General features: G+C 70.2%; 19 protein-coding genes and 2 pseudogenes. 9 read left to right on the top strand and 12 right to left on the bottom strand.

Annotation, left to right across the window (positions count from 1 at the left end; translation table 11 throughout):
* The 4 genes and pseudogenes from BMX97_RS32715 to BMX97_RS08080 all read left to right on the top strand — a co-directional run.
* A pseudogene (locus BMX97_RS32715) lies at window positions 1-311 on the top strand (methyl-accepting chemotaxis protein); the annotation flags it as partial.
* Between the two features lie 87 nt (window positions 312-398).
* Window positions 399-866: a chemotaxis protein CheW gene (locus BMX97_RS08090; RefSeq protein ID WP_091747796.1), complete on the top strand. Its 468-nt coding sequence runs from the start codon at window positions 399-401 to the stop codon at window positions 864-866.
* The gene (locus BMX97_RS08085) at window positions 856-1,719 is read left to right on the top strand and encodes a CheR family methyltransferase (RefSeq protein WP_091747793.1); all 864 of its coding nucleotides are present in this window, start codon (window positions 856-858) and stop codon (window positions 1,717-1,719) included. The genes BMX97_RS08090 and BMX97_RS08085 overlap by 11 nt, the downstream gene beginning before the upstream one ends.
* Window positions 1,716-2,810: a protein-glutamate methylesterase/protein-glutamine glutaminase gene (locus tag BMX97_RS08080; RefSeq protein ID WP_091747790.1), complete on the top strand. Its 1,095-nt coding sequence runs from the start codon at window positions 1,716-1,718 to the stop codon at window positions 2,808-2,810. The genes BMX97_RS08085 and BMX97_RS08080 overlap by 4 nt, the downstream gene beginning before the upstream one ends.
* 136 nt (window positions 2,811-2,946) lie before the next feature.
* Here the strand turns inward: BMX97_RS08080 and BMX97_RS08075 are convergent, their stop codons facing one another.
* From BMX97_RS08075 to BMX97_RS08050, 7 genes and pseudogenes are all read right to left on the bottom strand, one after another.
* Window positions 2,947-4,083 (bottom strand): sulfate/molybdate ABC transporter ATP-binding protein, encoded by a 1,137-nt coding sequence (locus tag BMX97_RS08075; RefSeq protein ID WP_091747787.1) that lies wholly within the window; start codon window positions 4,081-4,083, stop codon window positions 2,947-2,949.
* Between the two features lies 1 nt (window position 4,084).
* A complete protein-coding gene (gene cysW / locus BMX97_RS08070; RefSeq protein WP_091747784.1) occupies window positions 4,085-4,981 on the bottom strand; it encodes a sulfate ABC transporter permease subunit CysW in 897 nt (298 codons plus the stop codon).
* Window positions 4,974-5,849 carry a sulfate ABC transporter permease subunit CysT gene (cysT, locus tag BMX97_RS08065; protein WP_091747781.1) on the bottom strand — a complete coding sequence of 292 codons (876 nt, stop codon included), beginning with the start codon at window positions 5,847-5,849 and terminating at the stop codon, window positions 4,974-4,976. The genes cysW and cysT overlap by 8 nt, the downstream gene beginning before the upstream one ends.
* Entirely contained in the window at window positions 5,846-6,820 is a 975-nt protein-coding gene (locus BMX97_RS33580; RefSeq protein WP_244538339.1) for a sulfate ABC transporter substrate-binding protein, read from the bottom strand. Before BMX97_RS33580 ends, cysT begins: the two co-directional genes overlap by 4 nt.
* 33 nt (window positions 6,821-6,853) lie before the next feature.
* Window positions 6,854-8,275 (bottom strand): annotated as a pseudogene (cysN, locus tag BMX97_RS33575) (sulfate adenylyltransferase subunit CysN); the annotation flags it as partial.
* Window positions 8,275-9,210 (bottom strand): sulfate adenylyltransferase subunit CysD, encoded by a 936-nt coding sequence (gene cysD / locus BMX97_RS08055; protein WP_091747775.1) that lies wholly within the window; start codon window positions 9,208-9,210, stop codon window positions 8,275-8,277. The gene cysD and the pseudogene cysN, both read right to left, overlap by 1 nt.
* A complete protein-coding gene (locus tag BMX97_RS08050; RefSeq protein WP_091747771.1) occupies window positions 9,207-10,040 on the bottom strand; it encodes a phosphoadenylyl-sulfate reductase in 834 nt (277 codons plus the stop codon). Before BMX97_RS08050 ends, cysD begins: the two co-directional genes overlap by 4 nt.
* Window positions 10,041-10,263: 223 nt before the next feature.
* Here BMX97_RS08050 and BMX97_RS08045 point away from each other — a divergent pair, with 223 nt between their 5' ends.
* From BMX97_RS08045 to BMX97_RS08035, 3 genes are all read left to right on the top strand, one after another.
* Window positions 10,264-10,755: an Lrp/AsnC family transcriptional regulator gene (locus tag BMX97_RS08045; protein WP_091747768.1), complete on the top strand. Its 492-nt coding sequence runs from the start codon at window positions 10,264-10,266 to the stop codon at window positions 10,753-10,755.
* 108 nt (window positions 10,756-10,863) lie between these two features.
* Window positions 10,864-12,639 carry a diflavin oxidoreductase gene (locus tag BMX97_RS08040; RefSeq protein WP_091747765.1) on the top strand — a complete coding sequence of 592 codons (1,776 nt, stop codon included), beginning with the start codon at window positions 10,864-10,866 and terminating at the stop codon, window positions 12,637-12,639.
* 116 nt (window positions 12,640-12,755) lie between these two features.
* Window positions 12,756-14,570 carry an NADPH-dependent assimilatory sulfite reductase hemoprotein subunit gene (locus tag BMX97_RS08035; protein WP_091747761.1) on the top strand — a complete coding sequence of 605 codons (1,815 nt, stop codon included), beginning with the start codon at window positions 12,756-12,758 and terminating at the stop codon, window positions 14,568-14,570.
* 247 nt (window positions 14,571-14,817) lie between these two features.
* Here BMX97_RS08035 and BMX97_RS08030 read toward each other — a convergent pair whose 3' ends face one another.
* Window positions 14,818-15,384 carry a glutathione peroxidase gene (locus BMX97_RS08030; protein WP_091747757.1) on the bottom strand — a complete coding sequence of 189 codons (567 nt, stop codon included), beginning with the start codon at window positions 15,382-15,384 and terminating at the stop codon, window positions 14,818-14,820.
* Between the two features lie 184 nt (window positions 15,385-15,568).
* On the opposite strand from BMX97_RS08030, the gene BMX97_RS08025 reads away from it, so the two are divergent.
* Complete coding sequence (locus BMX97_RS08025; RefSeq protein WP_060847913.1) at window positions 15,569-15,766, top strand: hypothetical protein; 198 nt, start codon at window positions 15,569-15,571, stop codon at window positions 15,764-15,766.
* Window positions 15,767-15,872: 106 nt separating this feature from the next.
* Entirely contained in the window at window positions 15,873-16,508 is a 636-nt protein-coding gene (locus tag BMX97_RS08020) for a TetR/AcrR family transcriptional regulator (RefSeq protein ID WP_091747754.1), read from the top strand.
* A 455-nt stretch (window positions 16,509-16,963) separates the two neighbouring features.
* Here BMX97_RS08020 and BMX97_RS08015 read toward each other — a convergent pair whose 3' ends face one another.
* The 4 genes from BMX97_RS08015 to BMX97_RS08000 form a co-directional block, all read right to left on the bottom strand.
* Window positions 16,964-18,070: a microcin C ABC transporter permease YejB gene (locus BMX97_RS08015; protein WP_091747751.1), complete on the bottom strand. Its 1,107-nt coding sequence runs from the start codon at window positions 18,068-18,070 to the stop codon at window positions 16,964-16,966.
* A gap of 4 nt (window positions 18,071-18,074) precedes the next feature.
* Window positions 18,075-19,928 (bottom strand): extracellular solute-binding protein, encoded by a 1,854-nt coding sequence (locus BMX97_RS08010; RefSeq protein WP_091747748.1) that lies wholly within the window; start codon window positions 19,926-19,928, stop codon window positions 18,075-18,077.
* On the bottom strand, window positions 19,928-21,850 hold the full coding sequence (locus BMX97_RS08005; RefSeq protein WP_244538328.1) for an extracellular solute-binding protein: 1,923 nt from the start codon (window positions 21,848-21,850) through the stop codon (window positions 19,928-19,930). Before BMX97_RS08005 ends, BMX97_RS08010 begins: the two co-directional genes overlap by 1 nt.
* Before the next feature lie 169 nt (window positions 21,851-22,019).
* Entirely contained in the window at window positions 22,020-22,556 is a 537-nt protein-coding gene (locus BMX97_RS08000) for a c-type cytochrome (protein WP_091747746.1), read from the bottom strand.
* Window positions 22,557-22,813 lie beyond the last annotated feature (257 nt).

The raw sequence follows: 22,813 nt of genomic DNA, 5'->3' as shown, positions 1-22,813 counted from the left end.
CGTCGGCGTCCGAGCAGGTGTCGGCGACGTCGGAGGAACTGGCGGCGCAGGCCGAGCAGCTTCAGGCGACGATCGCGTATTTCCGCATCGGCGAGTCCGGGGCGGAGATGGAGGCGGGCATCGGCCAGCTGCAGCGCACGGCGGCCCGGATGGCGGCTCCGGTCAAGGTGGCCGCGAAGGCCGCCCCGAAGGTCGCATCCAAGCCGGTGGCCAAGGCGCCCGCCGGTCGCCCGGCCCTGCCGCGCAGCGGCGGCTTCGCCTTCGACATGGGCGAGGACGAGGACGACGCCGCGTTCAAGCGCAGCGCCTGACCCTGAGGGGGCCGATGCCGGCCCCCTTTCCCTCCCATCACGGGGCCCGTCGACGGCTCCGTCCCCTTCCCGCCGGAGCGGCCCCGGATGTCCCACGCCACCGCGCAGTACCTCACCCTCGGGCTCGACCGCGAGACCTTCGGGATCCCGATCGCCCACGTGCAGGAGATCCTCGACCACCGGCCGGTCTCGGCCCTGCCGCAGGCCCCGTCCTTCCTCCTCGGCATGATCGACGTGCGCGGCCGCAGCTATCCGGTGATCGACCTGCGCACCAAGCTCGGGCTCGCCCCCGTGGAGCCGACCGCGGCGACGCGGATCATCCTGCTCGACGTGACGGTGAACGGCCGACCCGCCGGGATCGGCGTCGTCGCCGACCGGGTCTTCGAGGTCACCGCCCTCGATCCCGGCCGGATGGAGGACGCCCCGGAGGTCGGCGGGCGCTGGCGCGCCGACTACATCGCCGGCATCGGCCGCAAGGGCGAGGCCTTCGTGGTGGTCTTCGACCTCGCGCGCCTGATGGCGGGCGACGCCCCGGCGCTCCGCGATGCAGCCTGAGATCGGCTCCGTTCTGCAGGACGGCCATTACCGCTCGATCGCCGCGCTGATCGAGGAGCGGGTCGGCATCCAGCTTCCCGCGGTCAAGCGCACGATGGTCGAGGGCCGCCTGCGCAAGCGCGTCCGCGCCCTCGACCTCGACGGGCTCGACGCCTACGGGCGGCTGCTGTTCGAGGAGGGCTTCCTCTCCCAGGAACTCACGCATCTGATCGACTGCGTGACCACCAACAAGACCGACTTCTTCCGCGAGCCGAGCCACTTCGACTTCCTACGCGACGAGGCGGTGCCGCGGCTCGCCGCGCGCGGCCGCGGCCGGCCGCTGCGGCTGAAGGTGTGGAGCGCCGCGGCCTCGATCGGGGCCGAGGCCTACACCTTGGCGATGGTCCTCGACGACATGGTGCGGGCCGGCCACGAGATGTCCTACGGCATCCTGGGCACCGACATCTCGACCCAGGTGCTCGCCGTCGCGGCGCGGGGGATCTACGCCACCGACATGCTGGCGCCGGTGCCGCCCGAGTTCCGCCGCCGCTACGTCATGGAGGCCCGCGACCCGGCCCGCCGCGAGGGCCGCATCGTCCCCGAATTGCGCCGCCAGGTCCGGTTCCAGCACCTCAACCTGATGGACGACCGCTATCCCGTCGATTCGGGCGTGCACGTCATCTTCTGCCGCAACGTGCTGATCTACTTCGACAAGCCGACGCAGAAGAAGGTCGTCGAGCACCTGGCCCGGCACCTCGCCCCGGGGGGCTTCCTGGTGGTCGGCCATTCGGAATCGATGGCGGGGGTCGGCGCCGCCGGGGTGGTCCAGGAGACCTCGTCGATCTTCCGCCGTCCCGAAGGCAGCGGCCGGTGAGCGCCCGCGACCCGATCCGGGTCCTGATCGTCGACGATTCGGCCTCGGTGCGCCAGACGCTCGCCGGCATCCTGGGCGAGGCGCCGGACATCGCGGTGCTCGCCACCGCCGCCGATCCGTTCGCGGCGGCGCGGCGCATCCGCGACGATCTGCCGGACGTGATCCTCCTCGACCTCGAGATGCCGCGGATGGACGGGCTCACCTTCCTGCGCAAGATCATGGCGCAGAAGCCGATCCCCGTGATCGTCTGCTCGGGGCTGGCCGAGCCGGGCTCGCAGCTCGTCGCCGAGGTGATGGAGGCCGGCGCGGTCGCGGTTCTGCCCAAGCCCCGGGTCGACACCCGCCAGGCGCTGATCGATTCCTCCCGGCGCGTCTGCGACGCCGTGCGGGCCGCCGCCCGGGCGAAGCCCCGGAGCGCCGGGCGGCCCCGCCCGGTCGAGGCCAAGCTCACCGCCGACGCGATGCTGCCCCCGGTGGCCGGCCGCCGTCCGGTGGTGGCGACCGAGCCTGTGGTCTGCATCGGCGTCTCGACCGGCGGCACGGAATCGCTGCGCAACGTGCTCCAGCCGCTGCCGCCGGACTGCCCCGGCATCCTGATCGTCCAGCACATGCCCGAGCATTTCACCGCCGCCTTCGCGCGCCGGCTCGATGGGCTCTGCGCCATCGCCGTCAAGGAGGCGGAGGACGGCGACGTGGTGCGGCCGGGCCTCGCGCTGGTCGCGCCGGGCGCCCGCCACATGCTGCTACAGCGCTCGGGCGGCCGCTACCATGTCGCGATCAAGGACGGCCCGCCGGTCTCGCGCCACCGTCCCTCGGTCGACGTGCTGTTTCGCTCCGCCGCGCAGGCCGCGGGCGGCAACGCGCTCGGCATCATCATGACCGGCATGGGCGACGACGGCGCCGCCGGCCTCCTGGAGATGCGCCGGGCCGGCGCCCGGACGATCGCGCAGGACGAGGCGAGCTCGGTGGTGTTCGGGATGCCGAAAGAGGCGATCGAGCGCGGCGCGGCCGAGAAGGTCGTCGGCCTCGACCACGTCGCCGGCGAGATCCTGCGCTTCGGCCTCGTCGCGCGGGGCGGCGAGACCGGGTGAGCGCGGGCCGCGTCCGCCGTCACCCGGCCTCGACCTAGAGCGCTTCACGATCGCCTTGCAATCGCGAAGCTCTCTAGGCTTCTGATTTTGCTGCATTTTCTTCGACGAACCGGCATCCGCTTCGTCGGAAAATGCTCTAGCCGCGCGGAAAAACCCGCGCGGCGCCCACCGCCAGCGCCACCCGGTCGCCCGGGGCGTAGACCTCCGTCACCTTGACCTCGACCGGGGCCTCGGCGCCGTCGAGCTGGATCTCCGCCACGGTGCCCCGCCCGGTGCGGCGCCACTCGCGCACGGTGCCGGGCAGCGTGCCGGCGCCCTGCCCGACCGTGAGGTCCCAGGGCCGTAGGCACAGATCGACCGGGCCGTGCGGCCAGCCGGACTGCGCGGCGATCACCGGGTGCCCGGCGACGCGGACGTGGCCGTCGACGACCTCCGCGGGCAGGCGGGCGGTCTCGCCGACGAAGGACATCACGAAGCGCGAGGCGGGGTGGTCCTGCACCTCGTGGGGGGCACCGACCTGCTCGATGCGGCCCTTGTTGAGGATCGCGATCCGGTCGGCGAGTTCCAGCGCCTCGTCCTGGTCGTGGGTGACGAAGATCGTGGTCTGGCCGGTCTCGCGGTGGATCTCCCGCAGCCAGCGCCGCAGGTCCTTGCGCACCTGGGCGTCCAGCGCCCCGAACGGCTCGTCGAGGAGCAGCACCGAGGGCTCGACGGCGAGCGCGCGGGCGAGCGCCACCCGCTGGCGCTGGCCGCCCGACAGCTGGCCCGGGAAGCGCTTCGCGAGGTCGGGGAGCTGCACCAGCTCCAGCAGGCGCTCGACCCGACGGCGGATCTCGTCCTCCCGCGGGCGCTGCGCCCGGGGGCGCGAGCGCAACCCGTAGGCGATGTTCTCGAACACCGTCAGGTGGCGGAACAGGGCGTAGTGCTGGAACACGAAGCCGACGCCGCGGCGCTGCACGGGCAGGTCGGTGGTGTCCTGCTGGCCGAAGAACACCTTGCCGCCGTCCGGGATCTCGAGCCCGGCGATGACGCGCAGGAGCGTCGTCTTCCCCGAGCCCGAGGGGCCGAGCAGGGCCAGAAGCTCGCCCGGCTCGATCGCCAGGCTGACACCTTCGAGCGCCGCCGGGCCGGCGCCGCCATAGCGCTTGACGATGCCGTCGACCCGGACCGCCGTGCCGGCCTGGCGCAGGCGCTCGGCGGAGGCCGCCTCGACCGGGCGGGCGGACGCCTCGCGGCGCAGGGAGAGGGCGGTGGGCGCGAAACCTGCGGTCATCTCAGTGGGCTCCGCGTCCGGCCAGCGCATCGGCGTGGCGCCATTCGAGGAAAGACTTGCCCGCCAGGGTGACGAGCGCGAGGAGCGCCAGCAGCGAGGCGATCCCGAACGCCGCCACGTAATTGTACTCGTTGTACAGGATCTCGACGTGCAGCGGCATGGTGTTGGTGAGCCCCCGGATGCGACCCGACACGACCGACACGGCCCCGAACTCGCCCATCGCCCGGGCGTTGCAGAGCAGCACCCCGTAGAGCAGCGCCCAGCGCACGTTGGGCAGCGTCACGGTGCGGAACACCCGCCACGGGCTGGCGCCGAGGGTCAACGCGGCTTCCTCGTCGGTGGTGCCCTGGTCCTGCATCAAGGGGATCAGCTCGCGGGCCACGAACGGGAAGGTGACGAACACCGTGGCGAGCACGATGCCCGGCACCGCGAAGATGATCTCGATCCCGTGGCGCTGCAGGAACGGGCCGAACAGTCCCTGCGCCCCGAAGATCAGGACGTAGATCAGGCCCGCCACCACCGGGGAGACCGAGAACGGCAGGTCGATGAGGGTGATCAGCAGGTTGCGGCCGCGGAAGTCGAACTTGGCGATGGCCCAGGAGGCGCACAGGCCGAACACCACGTTGAGCGGCACCGCGATCACCGCGACGAGGAGCGTCAGGCGGATCGCCGCCAGCGCGTCGGGCTCCGCGAAGGTGTCGAGATAGGCCCCCACCCCCTTGCTCAGCGCCTCGACGAAGACGACGGCGAGCGGCAGCAGCAGGAAGAGGGCCAGGAACGCGACCGCCAGCAGCGTCAGCGCGATGCGGACCGGGCGCGGCTCGGTCAGCGCGGCGTGGGCCCCGCGGGCGGCGGGGCGGGCCGGGGGGGCGATGGAGGGAACGATGGTCTCAGACATGCCCGAACCTGCGGCGGCTGAAATCCTGCAAGAGGTTGATGGCGAGGAGCGCGGTGAAGGACATCAGCAGCATCACGGCGGCGATGGCGGTGGCGCCCGCGTAGTTGAATTCTTCCAGCTTGATCACGATCAGGAGCGGGGCGATCTCGGAGACGTAGGGCAGGTTGCCGGCGACGAAGATCACCGAGCCGTACTCGCCGACGGCCCGGGCGAAGGCCAGCGCGAAGCCCGTCAGCATCGCGGGGATCAGGGGCGGCAGGATCACCGTGACCAGCGCCCGGAACCGCGAGGCGCCGAGGATCGCGGCCGCCTCCTCGCTCGACTTGTCGATCTCGGCGACCAGCGGCTGCACCGTGCGGACGCAGAACGGCAGGCCGACGAAGACCAGCGCCACCAGGATGCCGAGCGGCGTGTAGGCGACCTTGATGCCGAGAGCCATCAGCGGCTCGCCGAGCCAGCCGTTCGGCGCGTAGAGGCTGGCGAGCGCGATGCCGGCCACGGCGGTGGGCAGCGCGAAGGGCAGGTCGACGAGCGCGTCGATCAGGCGGCGGCCGGGAAACCGGTAGCGGGTCAGCACCCAGGCGATCAGCAGCCCGAACACCGCGTCGATCGCGGCGGCCGCGAGCGACAGGCCGAACGAGGTCTTGAGCGCCGCGAGGTTGCGGGCATCGGTGATCAAGGCCCACAGGCCGGCCGGGCCGACGCTGGCGGCGCGCAGCAGCAGCACCGCGAGCGGCAACAGGACGAGCAGGGTCAGGTAGGTGAGCGTGATCCCGAAGGTCAGGCGGAAGCCCGGGATCGCAGTCGGGCGCCGGAAGCGGGGTCGGGCCGCGGCCCGGCCCGCGGGCAGGGCCGCGGCGTCGCTCATTGGCGGGACTTCAGGATGGCGTCGAACACGCCGCCGTCGTCGAAGTGGGTCTTCTGGGCCTTGGCCCAGCCGCCGAAGGTGTCGTCGATGGTGACGAGCTTCAGCTTGGGGAAGCGGGCGAGGTCGGCCTTGTCCGCTGCCGCCTCGTCGCGCGGGCGGTAGAAGTTCTTGGCGATGATCTTCTGCGCTTCCGGCGTGTAGAGGAACTGCAGGTAGGCCTCGGCCTGCTTGCGGGTGCCCTTCTGGTCGACGTTGGCGTCGATCAAGGCCACCGGCGGCTCGGCCAGGATCGAGAGCGACGGCACGACGATGTCGAACTTGCCCTTGCCGAATTCCTCGTCGGCCAGGAACGCCTCGTTCTCCCAGGCGATCAGCACGTCGCCGAGGCCCCGCTGCACGAAGGTGGTGGTGGCTCCGCGCGCGCCGGTGTCGAGCACCGGCACGTTCTTGAACAGGGCGGTGACGAAGTCCTTCGCCTTGGCCTCGTCGTTGCCGTTCTTGGCGAGGGCGTAGGCGTAGGCGCCGAGGTAGTTCCAGCGCGCGCCGCCCGAGGTCTTCGGGTTCGGGGTGATGACCTGGATCCCCGGTTTCACCAGGTCGTCCCAGTCCTTGACGCCCTTCGGGTTGCCCTTGCGGACCAGGAACACGATGGTCGAGGTGTAGGGCGTCGAGTTGTTGGGCAGGCGCGTCTGCCAGTCGGCCGGCAGCTTCTTCGAGCGGGCCGCGATGGCGTCGATGTCGCTGGCGAGCGCCAGCGTCACCACGTCGGCCGGCAGCCCGTCGATGACCGAGCGGGCCTGGGCGCCAGACCCGCCATGCGAGGCGCGCACCGTCACGGTCTCGCCGGTCTTGGCCTTCCACTCCTTGGCGAAGGCCGCGTCGATCGCCCGGTACAGCTCCCGGGTCGGGTCGTACGAGACGTTGAGCAGCGTCTGCGCCTCGACCGGGGCGGGCGCCCCGGCGAACGCCAGGAGCGAGGCCCCGGCGACGAGCGCGAGCGACGAACCCCGGAACAGTCGCTTCAGGGAGCCGAGCAGACCGCCGCCGGCGGGCGCCGCCCCGGTCGTCGGTTCGGTCTTCGGCTCGGCCTTGGCATCGGTCCTCGCGCCGCCTTGCGGAGCGACCGGCAGAGCCTGGACGAGGCCGAGGGCCGCGGTGTCGGTGGTGGCCCGGTCGATCAGGATCAGGCTGCCGGTGTCGCGGTTCTGGCGATAGGCGTCGACCGCGACCTTGCGGTCGAGGCTGAGCGTCACGTCGCCGATGTCGTTGGCGCTCAAAGCGTCGGCCGGCACGCCCTGCCCGGTCTCGGTGTCGATGCGCGCGCGCACGGCCTCGACCACGGCATTCGCCGTCACGGTGCCGACCTTCGCGAGGTAGGTGGCGCCCGGCGTCAGCTCGGCCTCGTTCGCCCAGAACAGCCGGACCTCGAGCCGGTCGCTGACGATCGGCGGCTGCGCGGCCGCTGTGATGACGCTGCCGCGCGAGGCATCGACCTCGTCGGCGAGCACCAGGGTCACCGACTGGCCGGCGATGGCCCGCTCCAGGTCGCCGTCATAGGTGTAGATGCGGGCCACCGTGGACGGGGTGCCGGCGGGCGCCACCACCACGGCGTCGCCGACCGCGACCGCACCCGAGGCGATCAGGCCGGAGAAACCGCGGAAGTCGGAATTCGGCCGGTTGACCCACTGCACCGCCATGCGGAAGGGAGCGGCCTCCTCCTCGACGTGCGCGGGCACCTCTTCGAGGTACTGGAGCAGCGGCGCACCGGTGTACCAGGGGGCGGCGGTGCCCGGCAGCACGACGTTGTCGCCGTTCGCCGCCGAGAGCGGGATGCCGGTGACGTCGGTGAAGCGCAGGTCCTTGGCGAAGGCCTGGAACTCGGCGACGATCGCCTCGAACCGACTTTCGGACCAGCCGATCAGGTCCATCTTGTTGACGGCGAGCACGACGCGGCGGATGCCGAGCATCGAGACCAGCAGCGCGTGGCGCTTCGTCTGCGGGCTCAGCCCCTTGCGGGCATCGACCAGCAGCACCGCGACCTCGGCGGTCGAGGCGCCGGTCGCCATGTTGCGGGTGTACTGGACGTGGCCGGGGGTGTCGGCGACGATGAACGAGCGCCGCTCGGTCGAGAAGAACCGGTAGGCGACGTCGATGGTGATGCCCTGCTCGCGCTCGGCCTGGAGGCCGTCGACGAGGAGCGCGAGGTCGAGCTCCCCGCCCCGCGTGCCGTGGCGGCGCGAGTCGCGCTCGAGCGCGCTCACCTGATCGTCGAAGATCTGCTTGGTGTCGTGCAGGAGTCGCCCGATCAGGGTCGACTTGCCGTCGTCGACGGAGCCGCAGGTGATGAACCGCAGCACTTCCTTGCGCTGGTGGGCGGCGAGGAAGGCCTCGTAGCCGAAGGCGCGGGTGGATTGGTGCACGGTCATCAGAAGTAGCCTTCCTGCTTCTTGCGCTCCATGGCGCCGGCGCCGTCCTTGTCGATCACCCGGCCCTGCCGCTCGGAGGTGCGGGCGGCCAGCGTCTCGCCGATGATCTCCGGGAGGGTCGCGGCGTCGCTCTCCACCGCCCCGGTCAGCGGGTAGCAGCCGAGCGTGCGGAACCGCACGAGCCGCATCTCCGGCGTCTCGCCGGGATTCAGCGGCAGCCGCTCGTCGTCGACCATGATCAGCTGCCCGTCGCGGCTCACCACCGGGCGCTCGGCCGCGTAATAGAGCGGGACGATCGGGATGTTCTCCTGCTCGATGTAGAGCCAGATATCGAGCTCGGTCCAGTTCGACAGCGGGAAGACCCGCAACGACTCGCCGCGCTGCTTCTTCATGTTGTAGAGGTGCCAGGGCTCGGCGCGCTGGCGCTTGGGGTCCCAGCGGTGCTGCGCGGTGCGCAAGGACACGATGCGCTCCTTGGCCCGCGAGGCCTCCTCGTCGCGCCGCGCGCCGCCGAAGGCCGCGTCGAACTTGTGCTTGTCGAGGGCCTGGCGCAGGGCCTGGGTCTTCATCACGTCGGTATGGACCTCGGAGCCGTGGCTCACCGGCCCGATGCCGCGGGCGAGCCCGTCCGGGTTGGTGTGGACCAGGAGGTCGAGGCCGAGCTCCTTGGCGCGACGATCGCGGAACGCGATCATCTCGCGGAACTTCCAGGTCGTGTCGACGTGCAGCAGCGGGAACGACAGGCGGCCGGGCGCGAAGGCCTTGAGCGCCAGGTGCAGCAGGACCGAGGAATCCTTGCCGATCGAGTACAGCATCACCGGATTCTCGGTCTCGGCGACCGTCTCCCGCATGATGTGGATGCTCTCGGCCTCCAGGCGCTGGAGGTGGGTCAGGCGGTCGAGCCCGTCGGTGCGGACTTTGAGGGCGGCACTCATGCGGCCAGCTCCGGGTTGGATGTTTTCGAAGACGTCTCTGAAGACTGTGCCGGCTCGAAGGCGGCGGGCTCTCGACCGGGCTTGATCTCGCTGCCGGGCGCACCCGCGACGTGGAGGCCGCATTCCTGCTTGCCCGCCTGCTCCCACCACCAGCGGCCGGCGCGCTCGGGCTCGCCGACCTTCACCGAGCGGGTACAGGGCGCGCAGCCGATCGACGGGAAGCCGCGGTCGTGAAGCACGTTGTAGGGCACGTAATTCTGCCGGATCAGCTCGGCCAGCGCCTCGCGGGTCCAGTCGGCGATCGGGTTCAGCTTGATCAGGCCGCGGACGGGGTCGGCCTCGGCGAGCGGCGTCTCGGCCCGGTTGGCCGACTGGCCGGCGCGCAGGCCGGTGAGCCAGCCGGCGGCCCCGGCGAGCGCGCGGCCCAGCGGCTCGACCTTGCGGAAGCCGCAGCAGGCCTGGCGCGCCGCGACCGAGTGGCGAAAGCCGTTGATGCCGGATTCCGCGACGAAGCTTTCCTCCGCCTCGCGCTCCGGCGCGTAGGCGCGGATGCGGAAGCCGTAGGCGGCCTCCGTCTCAGCCCAGGTGTCGTAGGTCTCGGGGAAGAGCCGGCCGGTATCGAGGGTGACGATCTCGGCGCGGGACTTCGCCATGCGCAAGGCGTGGGTCAGCGCCTGGTCCTCCAGGCCGAAGCTCGTGGTGAAGACCAGGCGGCCGCCCACTGTCGCGTCGATCAGCGCGAGGCGCTCCGACAGGGCGAGGGGACGCAGGCGCGCCGCCAGGTCGTCCGCCAGGGCGCTTTGCGCCGCGTGGTCGAGGGAGAGGGTCATGGAGAGCCCGGGATTGGCTGCTTGTGTGAGGGGGTAACTGTTCGCTATACCGAACACTGTCAAGGCATGGCTGGAATGCGGTCCCGGTGTTTTTCGGGGAATTTCGATCCCTCACCACCGCATCCGGCCGACATTGCAGCCTCGGCAACGATCCCGGCGGAAAATCCGTTCCCTTCCCTCGGGTCAGTCTTGAAAGATTCTTCTCCAAAACCGGAGCCGCGCAGTGGATGCCATCGATCTGAAGATCCTCGCCCTGCTCCAGAACGACGCGACGCTGTCGATCGCCCAGATCGGGGAGCGCGTCGGCCTGTCGCAGACCCCGTGCTGGAAGCGCATCCAGCGCCTCGAGGCGGACGGGGTGATCGACCGCCGGGTGGCGGTGCTAGACCCGGTCAAGCTCGGCCTGGGCCTCACGGTCTTCGTCTCGATCGAGACCAGCGACCACTCGCGCGAGTGGCTGGAGCGCTTCGCCGCCACCGTCGCGGGAATGCCCGAGGTGCTGGAATTCTACCGCATGGCCGGCGACGTGGACTACATGCTCCGCGTCGTGGTAGCGGACATGCAGGCCTACGACGCCTTCTACAAGCGCCTCATCGCCGGGCTGCCCCTGAAGAACGTCACCTCCCGGTTCGCCATGGAGAAGGTGAAGAGCACCACCGCCCTGCCGCTGCCGACGGCGCCGTACGTGCAGCCGGTCGCGGCGGGCGGGAAATAATATTCTCTTTTGGCGCCCACGGACGATAACGACGATCTCCCGCGGACGCGTTCTTCAAAAAGAACATTTCGGTTGACTCCGGGGCGGCGCGGGCACATCTGTGCGGGCATGTCTCGCCCCGCGCTTCTTCCCCGCACGGCTCCCTTCGGCGACGCCGAGCGGGCCCATCTCGATGCCGCCCTCGGCTCCACCACCGCCCTGCAGCGGGCGTGGCTCGCCGGCTTCCTCGCCGGGCTCGACGCCGCTGGCGGCGCCGCCACCGCCGAGGCGCCCGCCCCGGTCGCGCCGCCCCGGGCCGCCGAGCCGCTGACGATCCTGTTCGCCAGCGAGTCGGGCAACTCCGAGAAGCTCGCCGGCGACGTCTCCAAGCTCGCGCGCAAGTCCGGCTTCAAGCCGAAGGTCGTCGATTTCGCCGATCTCGACGTGGCGGCTCTGGCCAAGGAGAAGCGCGTCGTCGTCATTGCCGCCACCTGGGGCGAGGGCGAGCCGCCGGCCCGGGCCGTGCGGACCTACGGCGAGATCATGGGCGAGGGCGCGCCGCGCCTCGACGGGGTCGAGTTCGGCGTGCTGGCGCTGGGCGACACCTCGTATGCCGAGTTCTGCGCCATCGGAAAGCGCCTCGACGAGCGCTTCGAGGCGCTCGGCGCCAAGCGCGTGCTGCCGCGGGTCGACTGCGACCTCGACTTCGACAAGCCGGCCGCCGCCTGGATCAAGGACGCCCTCAAGGCGCTCGCGCCGGCCGAGCCCGCCGGCAACGTCGTGGCGGTCGACTTCGCCCGCGCCGCCGGCGCCGACGAGGAGGTCGAGGTCAGCCGCGAGCCGGTCACCGTCGAGGTGATCGAGCACGTCAACCTGAACTCGTCGCGCTCCGACAAGGAGACGATCCACCTCGCGCTGGCCTTCGAGGATGGCGCCCCGGCCTACGAGCCCGGCGACTCCCTCGAACTCTACCCCGAGAACGACCCGACTCTGGTCGACCAGATCCTCAAGGCCGCCGGTCTCGAGGGCGATTCGGTGCTGCGCCAGGCCCTATTGGCCGAGCGCGACATCACCACCCTGTCGGCCGCCACCGTCGAGCGCTTCGTCAAGGCCACCGGCCACGACGAGGCGCGCCGCCTGATCGAGTCGAACGAGGTCCGGGCCTGGATCGAGGGCCGGCACCTCATCGACCTGATCGAGACCTATCCGGCGAAGCTCTCCGCGCAACACCTCACCGACATCACCCGGCCGCTGCCGCCGCGGGCCTACTCGATCGCCTCCTCGCGGGCCGAGGTCGGCGACGAGGCCCACCTGACCATCGCGGCGGTGCGCTACACCACCCACGACCGGGCGCGCACCGGCGTCGCCTCGGTCCATGTCGCGGACCGCATCCGCAACGGCGCCAAGCTCAAGGTGCGGGTGAAGCCCAACAAGCATTTCCGCCTGCCGTCGAACCCGGCCACCGACATCATCATGGTCGGCCCCGGCACCGGCGTCGCGCCGTTCCGCGCCTTCGTGCAGGAGCGCCGCGCCACCGAGGCGCCGGGCAAGAACTGGCTGTTCTTCGGCGACCGCCATTTCACCCACGACTTCCTGTACCAGCTCGAATGGCAGGAAGCCCTGGAGGACGGGTCGCTGGCGCGCATCGACGTCGCCTTCTCGCGCGACCAGCCCGAGAAGGTCTACGTCCAGGACCGGATCTGGGAGCAGCGGCGCGAGCTGGTGTCCTGGCTCGACGGCGGCGCCCATTTCTACGTCTGCGGCGACGCCAAGGCGATGGCCAAGGACGTGCGGGCCGCGTTGGTGAAGGCTTTCGCGGATGTGAAGGGTCTGGATGCGGCTGCCGCCGAGGCTGCCGTGGCCGGCCTGGAGCGCAGCCACCGCTACCAGCAGGACGTGTACTAGCACTGTCCCCCCTCTCCCACACGGGAGAGGGGTTCCCGCGTCTCATTCGGCGCTGTCACGCGCCGGAGATGCCGGTAGATTACGCGCCGCATCCGGCGCCCGAACGGACACACCCCATGGCCGACCACAAGACCGCCGACCTCTCCCCCGCCGAGCGCGTCTACGAGACGCCGCCGACCGAGCGCCCGATCACCGAGGCGGAAGCGGCGCGCGCCGCCAAGCTCTCGGCCAACGAGCACATCAAGATCGCCAGCGGCTACCTGCGCGGCACCCTCGCCGAGGGGCTGTTGAAGAACGCCACCGGCGCGATCTCCGACGATGACGGGCAGCTCGTGAAGTTCCACGGGATGTACCTGCAGGACGACCGCGACCTGCGCGCCGAGCGGACCAGGAAGAAGCTCGACAAGGCGTATTCCTTCATGATCCGCCTGCGCATCGCCGGCGGCGTCGTGACCCCGAAGCAGTGGCTGATCCTCGACGAGATCGCCCGCACCTACGCCAACGGCACCCTGCGGGCGACGACGCGCCAGACCTTCCAGTATCACGGCGTCATCAAGTCGAACCTCAAGCGCACGATGGCGGCGATCGATGCGGCCTTGCTCGACACGATCGCGGCCTGCGGCGACGTCAACCGCAACGTGATGGCGGCGACGAACCCGGCCCAGAAGGGCGCCCACGAGGCGGCCTACACGCTGGCCAAGGACATCTCCGACAGCCTCCTGCCGAAGACCAATGCCTGGCGCGAGATCTGGCTCGACGGCGAGCGCGTGGTCGGGGGCGAGGATGCGGGCGAGGTCGAGCCTGTCTACGGCAAGACCTACCTGCCACGGAAGTTCAAGACCATCGTGGCGGTGCCGCCCTCTAACGAGGTCGATGTCTACGCCCACGACCTCGGCTTCATCGCGATCCTCGACAAGGAGGGCAAGGTGACGGGCTGGAACGTGACCGTCGGCGGTGGCATGGGCATGACCCACGGCGAGACCGACACCTTCCCGCGCACCGCCGACGTGATGCTCTTTTCCGAGCCGGAATACGCCCTCAAGGTCGCCGAGGCGGTGATGACCGTCCAGCGCGACTGGGGCAACCGCAACGTCCGCAAGAACGCCCGCCTGAAGTACACGATCGAGCGCTACGGCCTGAAGGCCTTCCGGGCCGAGGTCGAGAAGCGCGTCGGCCGCGCCTTCCAGGATCCGAAGCCCTTCACCTTCACGGGCAACGGCGATCGCTACGGCTGGGTCGCGGGCGACGACGGCAAGCACCACCTGACGCTCTACGTGCCGTCGGGCAGGATCAAGGACGTCGAGGGCGGGCCGCAATTCCTGGCCGGCCTGCGCCGCATCGCCGAGGTGCACCAGGGCGATTTCCGCCTCACCGGCAACCAGAACGTCATCATCGCCAACGTCCCGGCGGACAAGAAGGCGGAGATCGACGCGCTGGTGCAGGAATACGGCCTCACCACCGGCGCGGGGGCCTTGCGCCGCAACAGCCTCGCCTGCGTGGCGCTGCCGACCTGCGGCTTGGCGCTGGCCGAGAGCGAGCGCTACCTGCCGAGCCTGATCGACGAGCTGGAGGAGAGTCTGGCCTCCCACGGCCTCGCGGAGGACGACATCACCATCCGGATGACCGGCTGCCCGAACGGCTGCGCCCGGCCGTTCATCGCCGAGATCGGCCTCGTCGGCCGCGGCCCCGAGCGCTACAACCTCTATCTCGGCGCCGCCTTCGACGGCTCGCGGCTGAGCAAGCTCTACGCCGAGGACGTCACGGCCGCCGACATCCGCCCCAAGCTCGACCCGCTCTTCGCGGCCTACGCCAAGGACCGGACCCAGGGCGAGCGCTTCGGCGACTTCGTGATCCGGGCCGGCTACGTGGCGAAGACCGGCAACGGGCCGGACTTCCACGTCCAGACCGGCGCGCAGAAGGCGGTGGCCTGAGCGGTTCGGAGTGGGCTCGCGCTTCAGGCAACCGAGCCCACTGCCATTCCCACCCGCCGACCTCATCCTGAGGTGTCAGTCCATCGATGATGGACTGACCTCGAAGGAGGACTCCAGTTCGCCCTGAGACTTCTGGAGCCTCCTTCGAGGTCAGCCGATTTTCAATCGGCTAACGCCTCAGGATGAGGTTGTGGGTGAGATGGATGGACAATAGCTCCGGCTTATCCCTCTCGCGAACCGGAATCCCTCACCCCGCCGCATCCAGCTCCTTGACGATCGCCGCGATCACCCGCGTGTCCGTCGGCTCGACCGGCGTGGCGAAGGCCGCCGCCAGGTGGCCGTCGCGGCCGACCAGGTACTTGTGGAAGTTCCAGCGCGGGGGCTCGGCCGGCTTCTCGGCGGCGGCCCAGCGGTAGAACGGGTGGGCCTGCGGCCCCGTCACGCTGGTCTTGCCCACCACCGGGAAGGTGACGCCGTGGTTCTTGCGCGCGGCCTCGGCGATCGCCATCCCGTCGAGGGGCTCCTGGCGGCCGAAATCGGGCGAGGGCACCGCGATCACCGTCAGCCCGCGGGAGCCGAACCGGGTCCAGAGCTGCTGCAGCCCCGAGAATTGCGGGGCGTAGCCGCAGGCGGTCGCCGTGTTGACGACCAGAATCGGCTTGCCGGCGAGGTCGGCCAGCGCGAGGCTGCCGCCCTCGGGCTTGGCGAAGCCGAAGGCCGAGGCGGTGACGGCGCTCTGCTGCGATGCGGCGCGGGCCGGCAGCATCAGCGCGCTTCCGATCAGGACCAGGGCCTCGCGGCGGGCGAGCGGCATGGCGAAACATCTCCTCGATGACCTCGCCCGACTGTGTCGCGCTGCCCCGGCCGGCGCAAGCGCCGACATACGGCTACGCTTGCACAAGGTCGTGTGGTCGGCAAGGTCGCGTGGTCGGATCGTCTCTCGATGAACTTCCGGCCGACTGTCACGTTGTCGGACCACATTGGTCGGGAGGTCAGACGTGGACCGGCACGAGATCCTGAATTACTTCGAGCATCGCCGCGACGGCGCCTGGGTCTGCACCCGGCCCGTGACCCTGACCACCGCCCGCGAGAGCGTGGCGATCCGGCCCGGCGCGCGGTTCGACTACGGCAAGAAAGTCGGCGGGATCGACCTCGCCGAGTACCTTGAACGGCTCGGCTCGCAGTTCGGGTCCTGACGCGCGGCCCCCGACAGCCGGAGCCGGGTGACGCAGATGCCACACTCGGCTCCGAGGTTGCCGGGGCCTTTTGACCCCGACGCGACCGGCACGATAGGCTTCGTGGATGATCCCTGCCCTGTCCGCCCCCTCGCCGGTCGAGGAATCGCCGCCCGATACCCGCTGCCGCATCCTGGCGACGGCCGAACGCTTCTTTCGTGAGATCGGCTACCAGAAGACCACGGTGGCCGACATCGCCAAGACCCTTCGGATGAGCCCCGCCAACGTCTATCGGTTCTTCGATTCGAAGAAGGCGATCAACGAGGCGGTGGTGGCGCGTCTCATCGGCGAGGTCGAGGCGCGCATCGCCGCCCTCGCCGATCGGCCCGGGCTCACCGCCGAGGCGCGCCTGCGCGAGGTCATCGTCTTTCTGCACCGCGACGCCGTCGGCCGCTTCACCGGCCATCCGCGGATGCACGAGATGGTCGAGGCGGCGATGTCCGAGAGCTGGGATGTCTGCCGCCACCATGTCGACCGGATCACCGCGGTGCTGGAGCGCGTCATCGCCGACGGCGCGGCGCGGGGCGAGTTCACGGTCGAGGACCCCGCGGTGGCGGCGCGCTGCGTCCATGCGGCGATCGTGCGCTACTGCCACCCGGTGCTGGTGGTGCAGTGCCCGGACGACTTCGTTCCGGACCTCGACGCGATGATCGCGTTCCTGATCGGCGCGCTGAAGGCCGGGCGGGCGACACCGGCGAACTGAGCCCCCGCAAGGCGGTTCGGCCGGCCCCGGTGGTGCGCGGGTCCGGCCTGCCGGCCGTTCGCCGTCTCTCCCGCCTGCGCCCTCTCGGATGCACCCGGCAGGATCTTCCGTATGAAAGCCTGTTTGACTTGCGACGACACAATCGCGAGGGGGGTTTCTGTCCTACCCTCCACCTCATCCTGAGGTACTGGCGATCATAGATCGCGGGCGATCATAGATCGCGGGCGATCATAGATCGCAGACAATCGAAGATCGTCGAACCTCGGAAGGAGGGATCCAGTGATCTCGGAGGCTTCTGGAGCCCTTCTTCGAGGTCAGTCCATCTGCGATGGACTGACACCTCAGGATGAGGTTGCTGGTGGGATGGAGTATGTCGACTGGTCAAACAGTCTCTGAAACGTCCCGGGACGGCTCCTGCGATGTCCGGTTGATCGCTTCGCGATGCGGAATCCGTATCACGCCGCCCGGGATTCGAAGTCGATCCGCGGGTCGATCCAGCTGTAGGTCAGGTCGGAGATCAGGTTCACCACCAGGCCCAGGAGCGAGAAGATGTAGAGGTTCGCGAACACCACCGGGTAGTCGCGGTTCACGATCGATTCGAACGAGAGCAGCCCGAGCCCGTCGAGGCTGAAGATGGTCTCGATCAGGAGCGAGCCGGCGAAGAACGCCGAGATGAACGCGCCGGGAAACCCCGCCACCACGATCAGCATCGCGTTGCGGAAGACGTGGCCGTAGAGCACCTGGCGCTCGGACAATCCCTTCATCCGGGCGGTCAGCACGTATTGCTTGCGGATCTCGTCGAGGAACGAGTTCTTGGTCAGAAGCGTCGAGGTGGCGAAGGCCCCGATCGCCATGGCGACGATCGGCAGCGTGAGGTGCCAGAGGTAGTCCGTCACCTTCTGCCAGAGCGGGAATTGCGACCAGCCCTCGCTGGTGAGCCCGCGCAGCGGGAAGACCTGGAAGAACGACCCGCCGGCAAACAGCACGATCAGCAGGATCGCGAACAGGAAGCCGGGGATGGCGTAGCCGACGATGACGACGCCCGACGTCCAGACGTCGAAGGGCGAGCCGTCCCGTACCGCCTTGCGGATGCCGAGCGGAATCGAGATCGCGTAGGAGATCAGCGTCATCCACAGGCCGAGGCTGATCGAGACCGGCAGCTTCTCGCGGATCAGCTGCAGCACCGAGACGTCGCGAAAGTAGCTCTTGCCGAAATCGAAGCGGGCATAGTCCCACAGCATCTTCGCGAAGCGCTCGGGCGCCGGCTTGTCGAAGCCGAATTGCTGCTCCAGCCGCTTGATGAAGGCCGGGTCGAGGCCTTGCGCGCCGCGGTAGCGGGAATTCGATTCCCCTCCCCCGGCCTGAGAGGTGCCGCCGCGCCCGGCGAGGTCGCCGCCGCCGCCGGTGACCCGGGACATCGCGGTGTTCTGGCCCTGGAGCTGTGCCAGCACCCGTTCCACCGGCCCGCCGGGGGCGAACTGCACGATGACGAAGGAGATCAGCATGATCCCGAGGATCGTCGGGATCATCAGGAGGAGCCGGCGCAGGATGTAGGCGGCCATGAGGTCAGGTCCGTCCGATCTTTCGGGCCTTGTCGGCATCGTGCCACCACAGGGCGGGCACGCCGAGGCCGTAGCGGGGCAGGTCGCGCGGGCGGCCGTACAGGTCCCACAGCGCCAGGCGATGGGTGCCCGAGTACCACATCGGCACCCAGTAGCGGCCGGCCCGCAGCACCCGGTCGAGCGCCCGGCAGGCGGTAGTGAGGTCCGCCCGCGAGGTCGCGTCGGCGATGCGGTCGAGCATCGCGTCGGCGGCCGGGTTTTCGATGCCGGCGAGGTTCTGCGACCCCGGCACCTTGGCGGCCCGGCTGCCGTAGACCTCGCGCAAGCCGGCGCCCGGCGTCGGCGAGCCGCCGAACCGCGTCGAGATCACGTCGAAATCGAAATCCTTGAGCCGCGCCTGGTACTGCGCCGCGTCGACGAGGCGCGAGCTCGCCCGGATGCCGAGCAGGGCCAGGTTCTTGATGTAGGATTGCAGCAGCGGCTGGAAGACCGGCGAGGAATCCAGGAACTCGAAGGCGAGCGGCTGGCCGTCCGGCAGCTTCATCACCCCGCCGTCGCGGGTGCAGCCGGCCTGGCGCAGGAGCCCGTCGGCCCGGCGCAGGAGCGCCCGGTCCTGGCCCGACCCGTCCGAGCGCGGCGGCGACCACGGCTCGCCGAAGACCTCGTCGGGCACCTTTCCGCGGTACGGCTCGAGCAGCGCCAGTTCCTCGGGGGACGGCATCCCCTCGGCCTTCAGGTCGGACTTTTCGAAGAACGAGGCGGTGCGCGTGTAGGCGCCGTACATCAGGTTCTGGTTCGACCATTCGAAGTCGAAGGCGAGCCCGACCGCCTCGCGGATGCGCGGATCGCGGAAGACCGGCCGGCGGGTGTTGAGGAACCACCCTTGCGTGGCCGAGGGCGTGTGGTCCGGCACCGTCTCGCGCTTGACCCGGCCCTCCTGGACGGCCGGAAAATCGTAGCCGGTGGCCCAGACCCGGGCGGTGAACTCCTCGCGCCAGGTGAAGGTGCCGGCCTTGAACGCCTCGAACGCCACGTCGCGATCGCGGAAATACTCGTAGCGGATCTCGGAAAAGTTGTTCTGGCCGACGGTCACCGGCAGGTCGGCGCCCCAGTAATCGGCGACGCGCTCGAAGGCGATGAAGCGCCCGACCTCGAAGCGCGCGACCCGGTAGGCGCCGGAGCCGAGCGGCGGCTCGAGCGTCGAGGCCTCGAAGCCGCGGCTCCGGTAATAGGCCTCCGAGAAGATCGGCAACTCGGCGACGAGGAGCGGCAGGTCGCGGCTGCGGCCGGGGGCGAAGCGCACCACCACGGCGTCGTCGCCGTCCGCGCTCGCCCCGGCGACGTCGCGCAGGACCGCGGCGATCTGCGGGTGGCCCTTCTCCTTGAGCGTCAGGATCGAGAAGGCGACGTCGCGGGCGGTGAGCCGCGAGCCGTCGTGGAAGCGCGCCTGCGGGCGCAAGCGGAAGCGGTAGGCCAGCCCGTCCGCGCTCACCGACACGCTGCGGGCGACGAGGCCGTAGAGGGCGTCGGGCTCGTCGAGGGCCCGGACCATCAGGGTGTCGAAGGTCAGGTCCATGCCGCCGGCGCCGTCGCCCTTCAGCACGTAGATGTTGAGGGTGTTGAAGGTCTCGAAGGCCTGGTTGCCGGTGGTGGTCGAGAGCGTGGCCGAGAACGTCCCGCCCTTCGGCGCCATCGGGTCGACATAGGCGAAGCGCGGGAAGTCGACCGGGTATTTCAGGTCGCCGAAGCCAGACAGGCCGTGGTGCTCGGTCTCCGCCGCCAAGGCGGGGCCCGAGGCGGGCACGCGGGCGGCGAGCAGGGCCGCCCCGCTCCCGGCGAGGAAGGTGCGCCGCCGCATCAGCGCGCCGCCCCGGTCTTGGCCGCGAGATCCTTGTCGTACCACCAGGTCGTCGGGAAGCCCGAGGCGCCGTATTTCGGCAGCACCGCCGGATGGGCGAACCGGTTCCAGCGCAGGGTCCGCGAGACGTTCGAGGACCATTGCGGCACGACGTAATTGTGGGCGAGCAGCACCCGGTCCAGCGCCCGGGTCGCGGCCACCAGTTCCTCGCGGTCGCCGGCGTAGATCACCTTGTCGATGAGCGCGTCGACGCCCGGATCCTTGATGCCCGCGTAATTGCGCGAGCCCGGCCGGTCGGCGGCGGCCGAGCCCCAGAAGTCGCGCTGCTCGTTGCCGGGCGAGAGCGATTCGGCCCAGTTGCTCAAGGCCAGCGCGTCGAAGTCGAAGCCGCGCACCAGGTTCTGGTACTGGGCCGGATCGACGACCCGCAGGCTCACCTTGAGGCCGATGCGCTCGAGCGCGGCGCGGTAGGGCAGCACCACCCGCTCGGCCGAGTTGTCGTAGCCGAGGAACTCGACCGTGAAGGGCTGGCCGCTCGCCTTCTCGACCATCTGGTTGCCGCGGATCTCGTACCCGGCCTCCTGGAACAGGCGCACGGCCTCGCGCAGGTTCGCCCGTACGGCTTCCGCGCTGCCGTTGACCGGGTTCTTGTAGGGCGCGGTGAAGACCGAGGCCGGCACCTTGTCCTTGACGCTCTCCAGGATCGCCCGCTCGCGGCCCTCGGGCAGGCCGGACGAGGCCAGCTCGGTGCCGAAGAAGAACGAATCGACACGCTTGTAGAGCCCGTAGAACAGGGTGCGGTTCATCTCCTCGAAGTCGAAGGCGAGGTTGAAGGCCCGGCGCACCCGCTCGTCGGAAAACTTCTTGCGGCGCAGGTTGAGGGTGAAGGCCTGCATGATGCCCATGCCGGCCTGCGGAAACTCCTCCTTGAGGATCCGCCCCTCGCGCACGGCCGGGAAGCCGTCATAGGCGGTGGCCCAGTTGCGGGCGATGTTCTCGGTGCGCCAGTCGAACTGGTCGGCCTTGAACGCCTCGATCATCACCGTCGCATCGCGAAAATACTCGGCGCGCTGGGTGTCGAAGTTGTTGGAGCCGCGGTTCACCGGAAGGTCGCGGCCCCAGTAATCCGGCACCCGCTCGTAGGTGGCGGTGCGGCCGGCGTCGAACCGGGCGAGGCGGTAGGGCCCGGAGCCGAGCGGGATCTCGAGCGTCGTCTCGGTCGGGTTGCGGGTCTTGCCGGTCGCGTCCTTGCCCTGCCACCAGTGCTTGGGCAGCACCGGCAGCTGGCCGACGATCTGGGGCAATTCGCGGTTGCCCTTCTCGGCGAAGGTGAAGGTGACCTCGTGCGGGCCGGTCGCCTCGGCCTTCGTCACGTTGTGATAATAGGCGGCGTATTGCGGGCTGTTCTCCTTCAGCACCTCGAAGGAGAAGACCACGTCGTCGGGCGTCACCGGCTTCCCGTCGTGCCAGCGCGCCTCCGGCCGCAGGCGGTAGACGACGCTGCCGAGGTCCTCGGCCGGGCGCACCCCGTCGGCGAGCAGGCCGTAATAGGTCGAGGCCTCGTCCTGCGCCTGGGCCAGCAGGGTGTCGTAGATCAGCGGGATCTGGCTCTCGAGGTCGCCCTTCACCCCGGCGACGATCATGTTGAAGTTGTCGAACGAGCCCTGGGAGCCGAACCGCACCAGCCCGCCCTTCGGCGCGTCGGGGTTGGCGTAGTCGAAATGCGTGAAGCCCGCCGGGTATTTCGGCTCGCCGAGGAGCGAGAGGCCGTGGCGCCAGCCCCCGTCGGCGGGGGCTGTCCCGGCCGGGGCCGCACTGCCTGCCGGGGCGGTCCCCGGCGTCTGGGCCGGGGCCTGCGCCGGCAGGGCGGCGGCTCCCAGGAGGGCGAGGGCGGCGCGGCGGGTAAGGGGGCGTGCGATCACGCGGGGCGATCCTCCGGCTGGAAACGGGTCTCACCCCCCGTTCTAGGTCGCGGGGTGCGGCTCCGCCAACCCGGGCGCGTCCGCGCAGGGGGCCCCGGACGAGAAAGGCCGGGCTCTCGCCCGGCCTCGTCTTCTCGAAGTCGTCTCGCCGATGCCGTCGTCCGGCCCGTCAGGGCTTGGGGAAGTCGACCGGCTTGTCGGAGAGGGTCTTGAGGTAGGCCAGGATGTCGGCCCGCTCGGCGCCCGAGGGCACGCCCGCGAAGGCCATGATGGTGCCCTGCACGTACTGCTTGGGGGCGTGCAGGAAGTGGTCCAGGTCCTCGTAGGTCCAGTTGCCGCCCTTGGCCTTCATGGCGGCGGAGTAGCCGAAGCCCTCGTGGCTGCCCTTCGGCCGCTCGACGACGCCGTAGAGGTCGGGACCGACCTTGTTCGGGCCACCCTTCTCGAAGCTGTGGCAGGCCATGCACTTCTTGGCGGCGGCCTGGCCCTTGGTGGCGTCGGCGCTGGCGAGGCGCACGGGCAGCGGCTCCTCCTTGGCGGCGGCGGGCGCGGCGGCGGCATTCTCCTCAACGGCGGGCAGGGCGTAGCCGCGATCACCCGCCGGCTTCGGCTTGTAGATCAGCTCGGCCACGAAGCCCGTCCCCATCGCGAGGAGAAGGGCGCCGAGCACTGCGCCGGCGACCTTGTTAAGCTCGAAGGAATCCATTCTCGGCAGCTCCGATGCTCCGGTGAGCAGGGGCGATTCGAGGCGCGGCCCGGCGCCACGCCGCAGTGATAGTCCGCCGGTGCTTAGCCGTTCTGCGACACCGTTGACAATGGCTCTAAACATCGTCGGTTCGTCGCAGAGCGCCGGCGTGTGGACGGCGCCACGGTTCGCGTCCGCCGCGATCACGGGCCCCGCCGAGGCCGGCCGTCATGACAAGCCCCGCCGGCACTGCTAAGAGCCGCGGCTCGCCGGGCACT

Source organism: Methylobacterium sp. ap11 (genome assembly GCF_900110515.1).
Classification (GTDB): domain Bacteria; phylum Pseudomonadota; class Alphaproteobacteria; order Rhizobiales; family Beijerinckiaceae; genus Methylobacterium; species Methylobacterium ajmalii.
The sequence above is the reverse complement of the archived record's forward strand: the minus strand, read 5'-3'. Positions and strand labels throughout refer to the sequence as shown.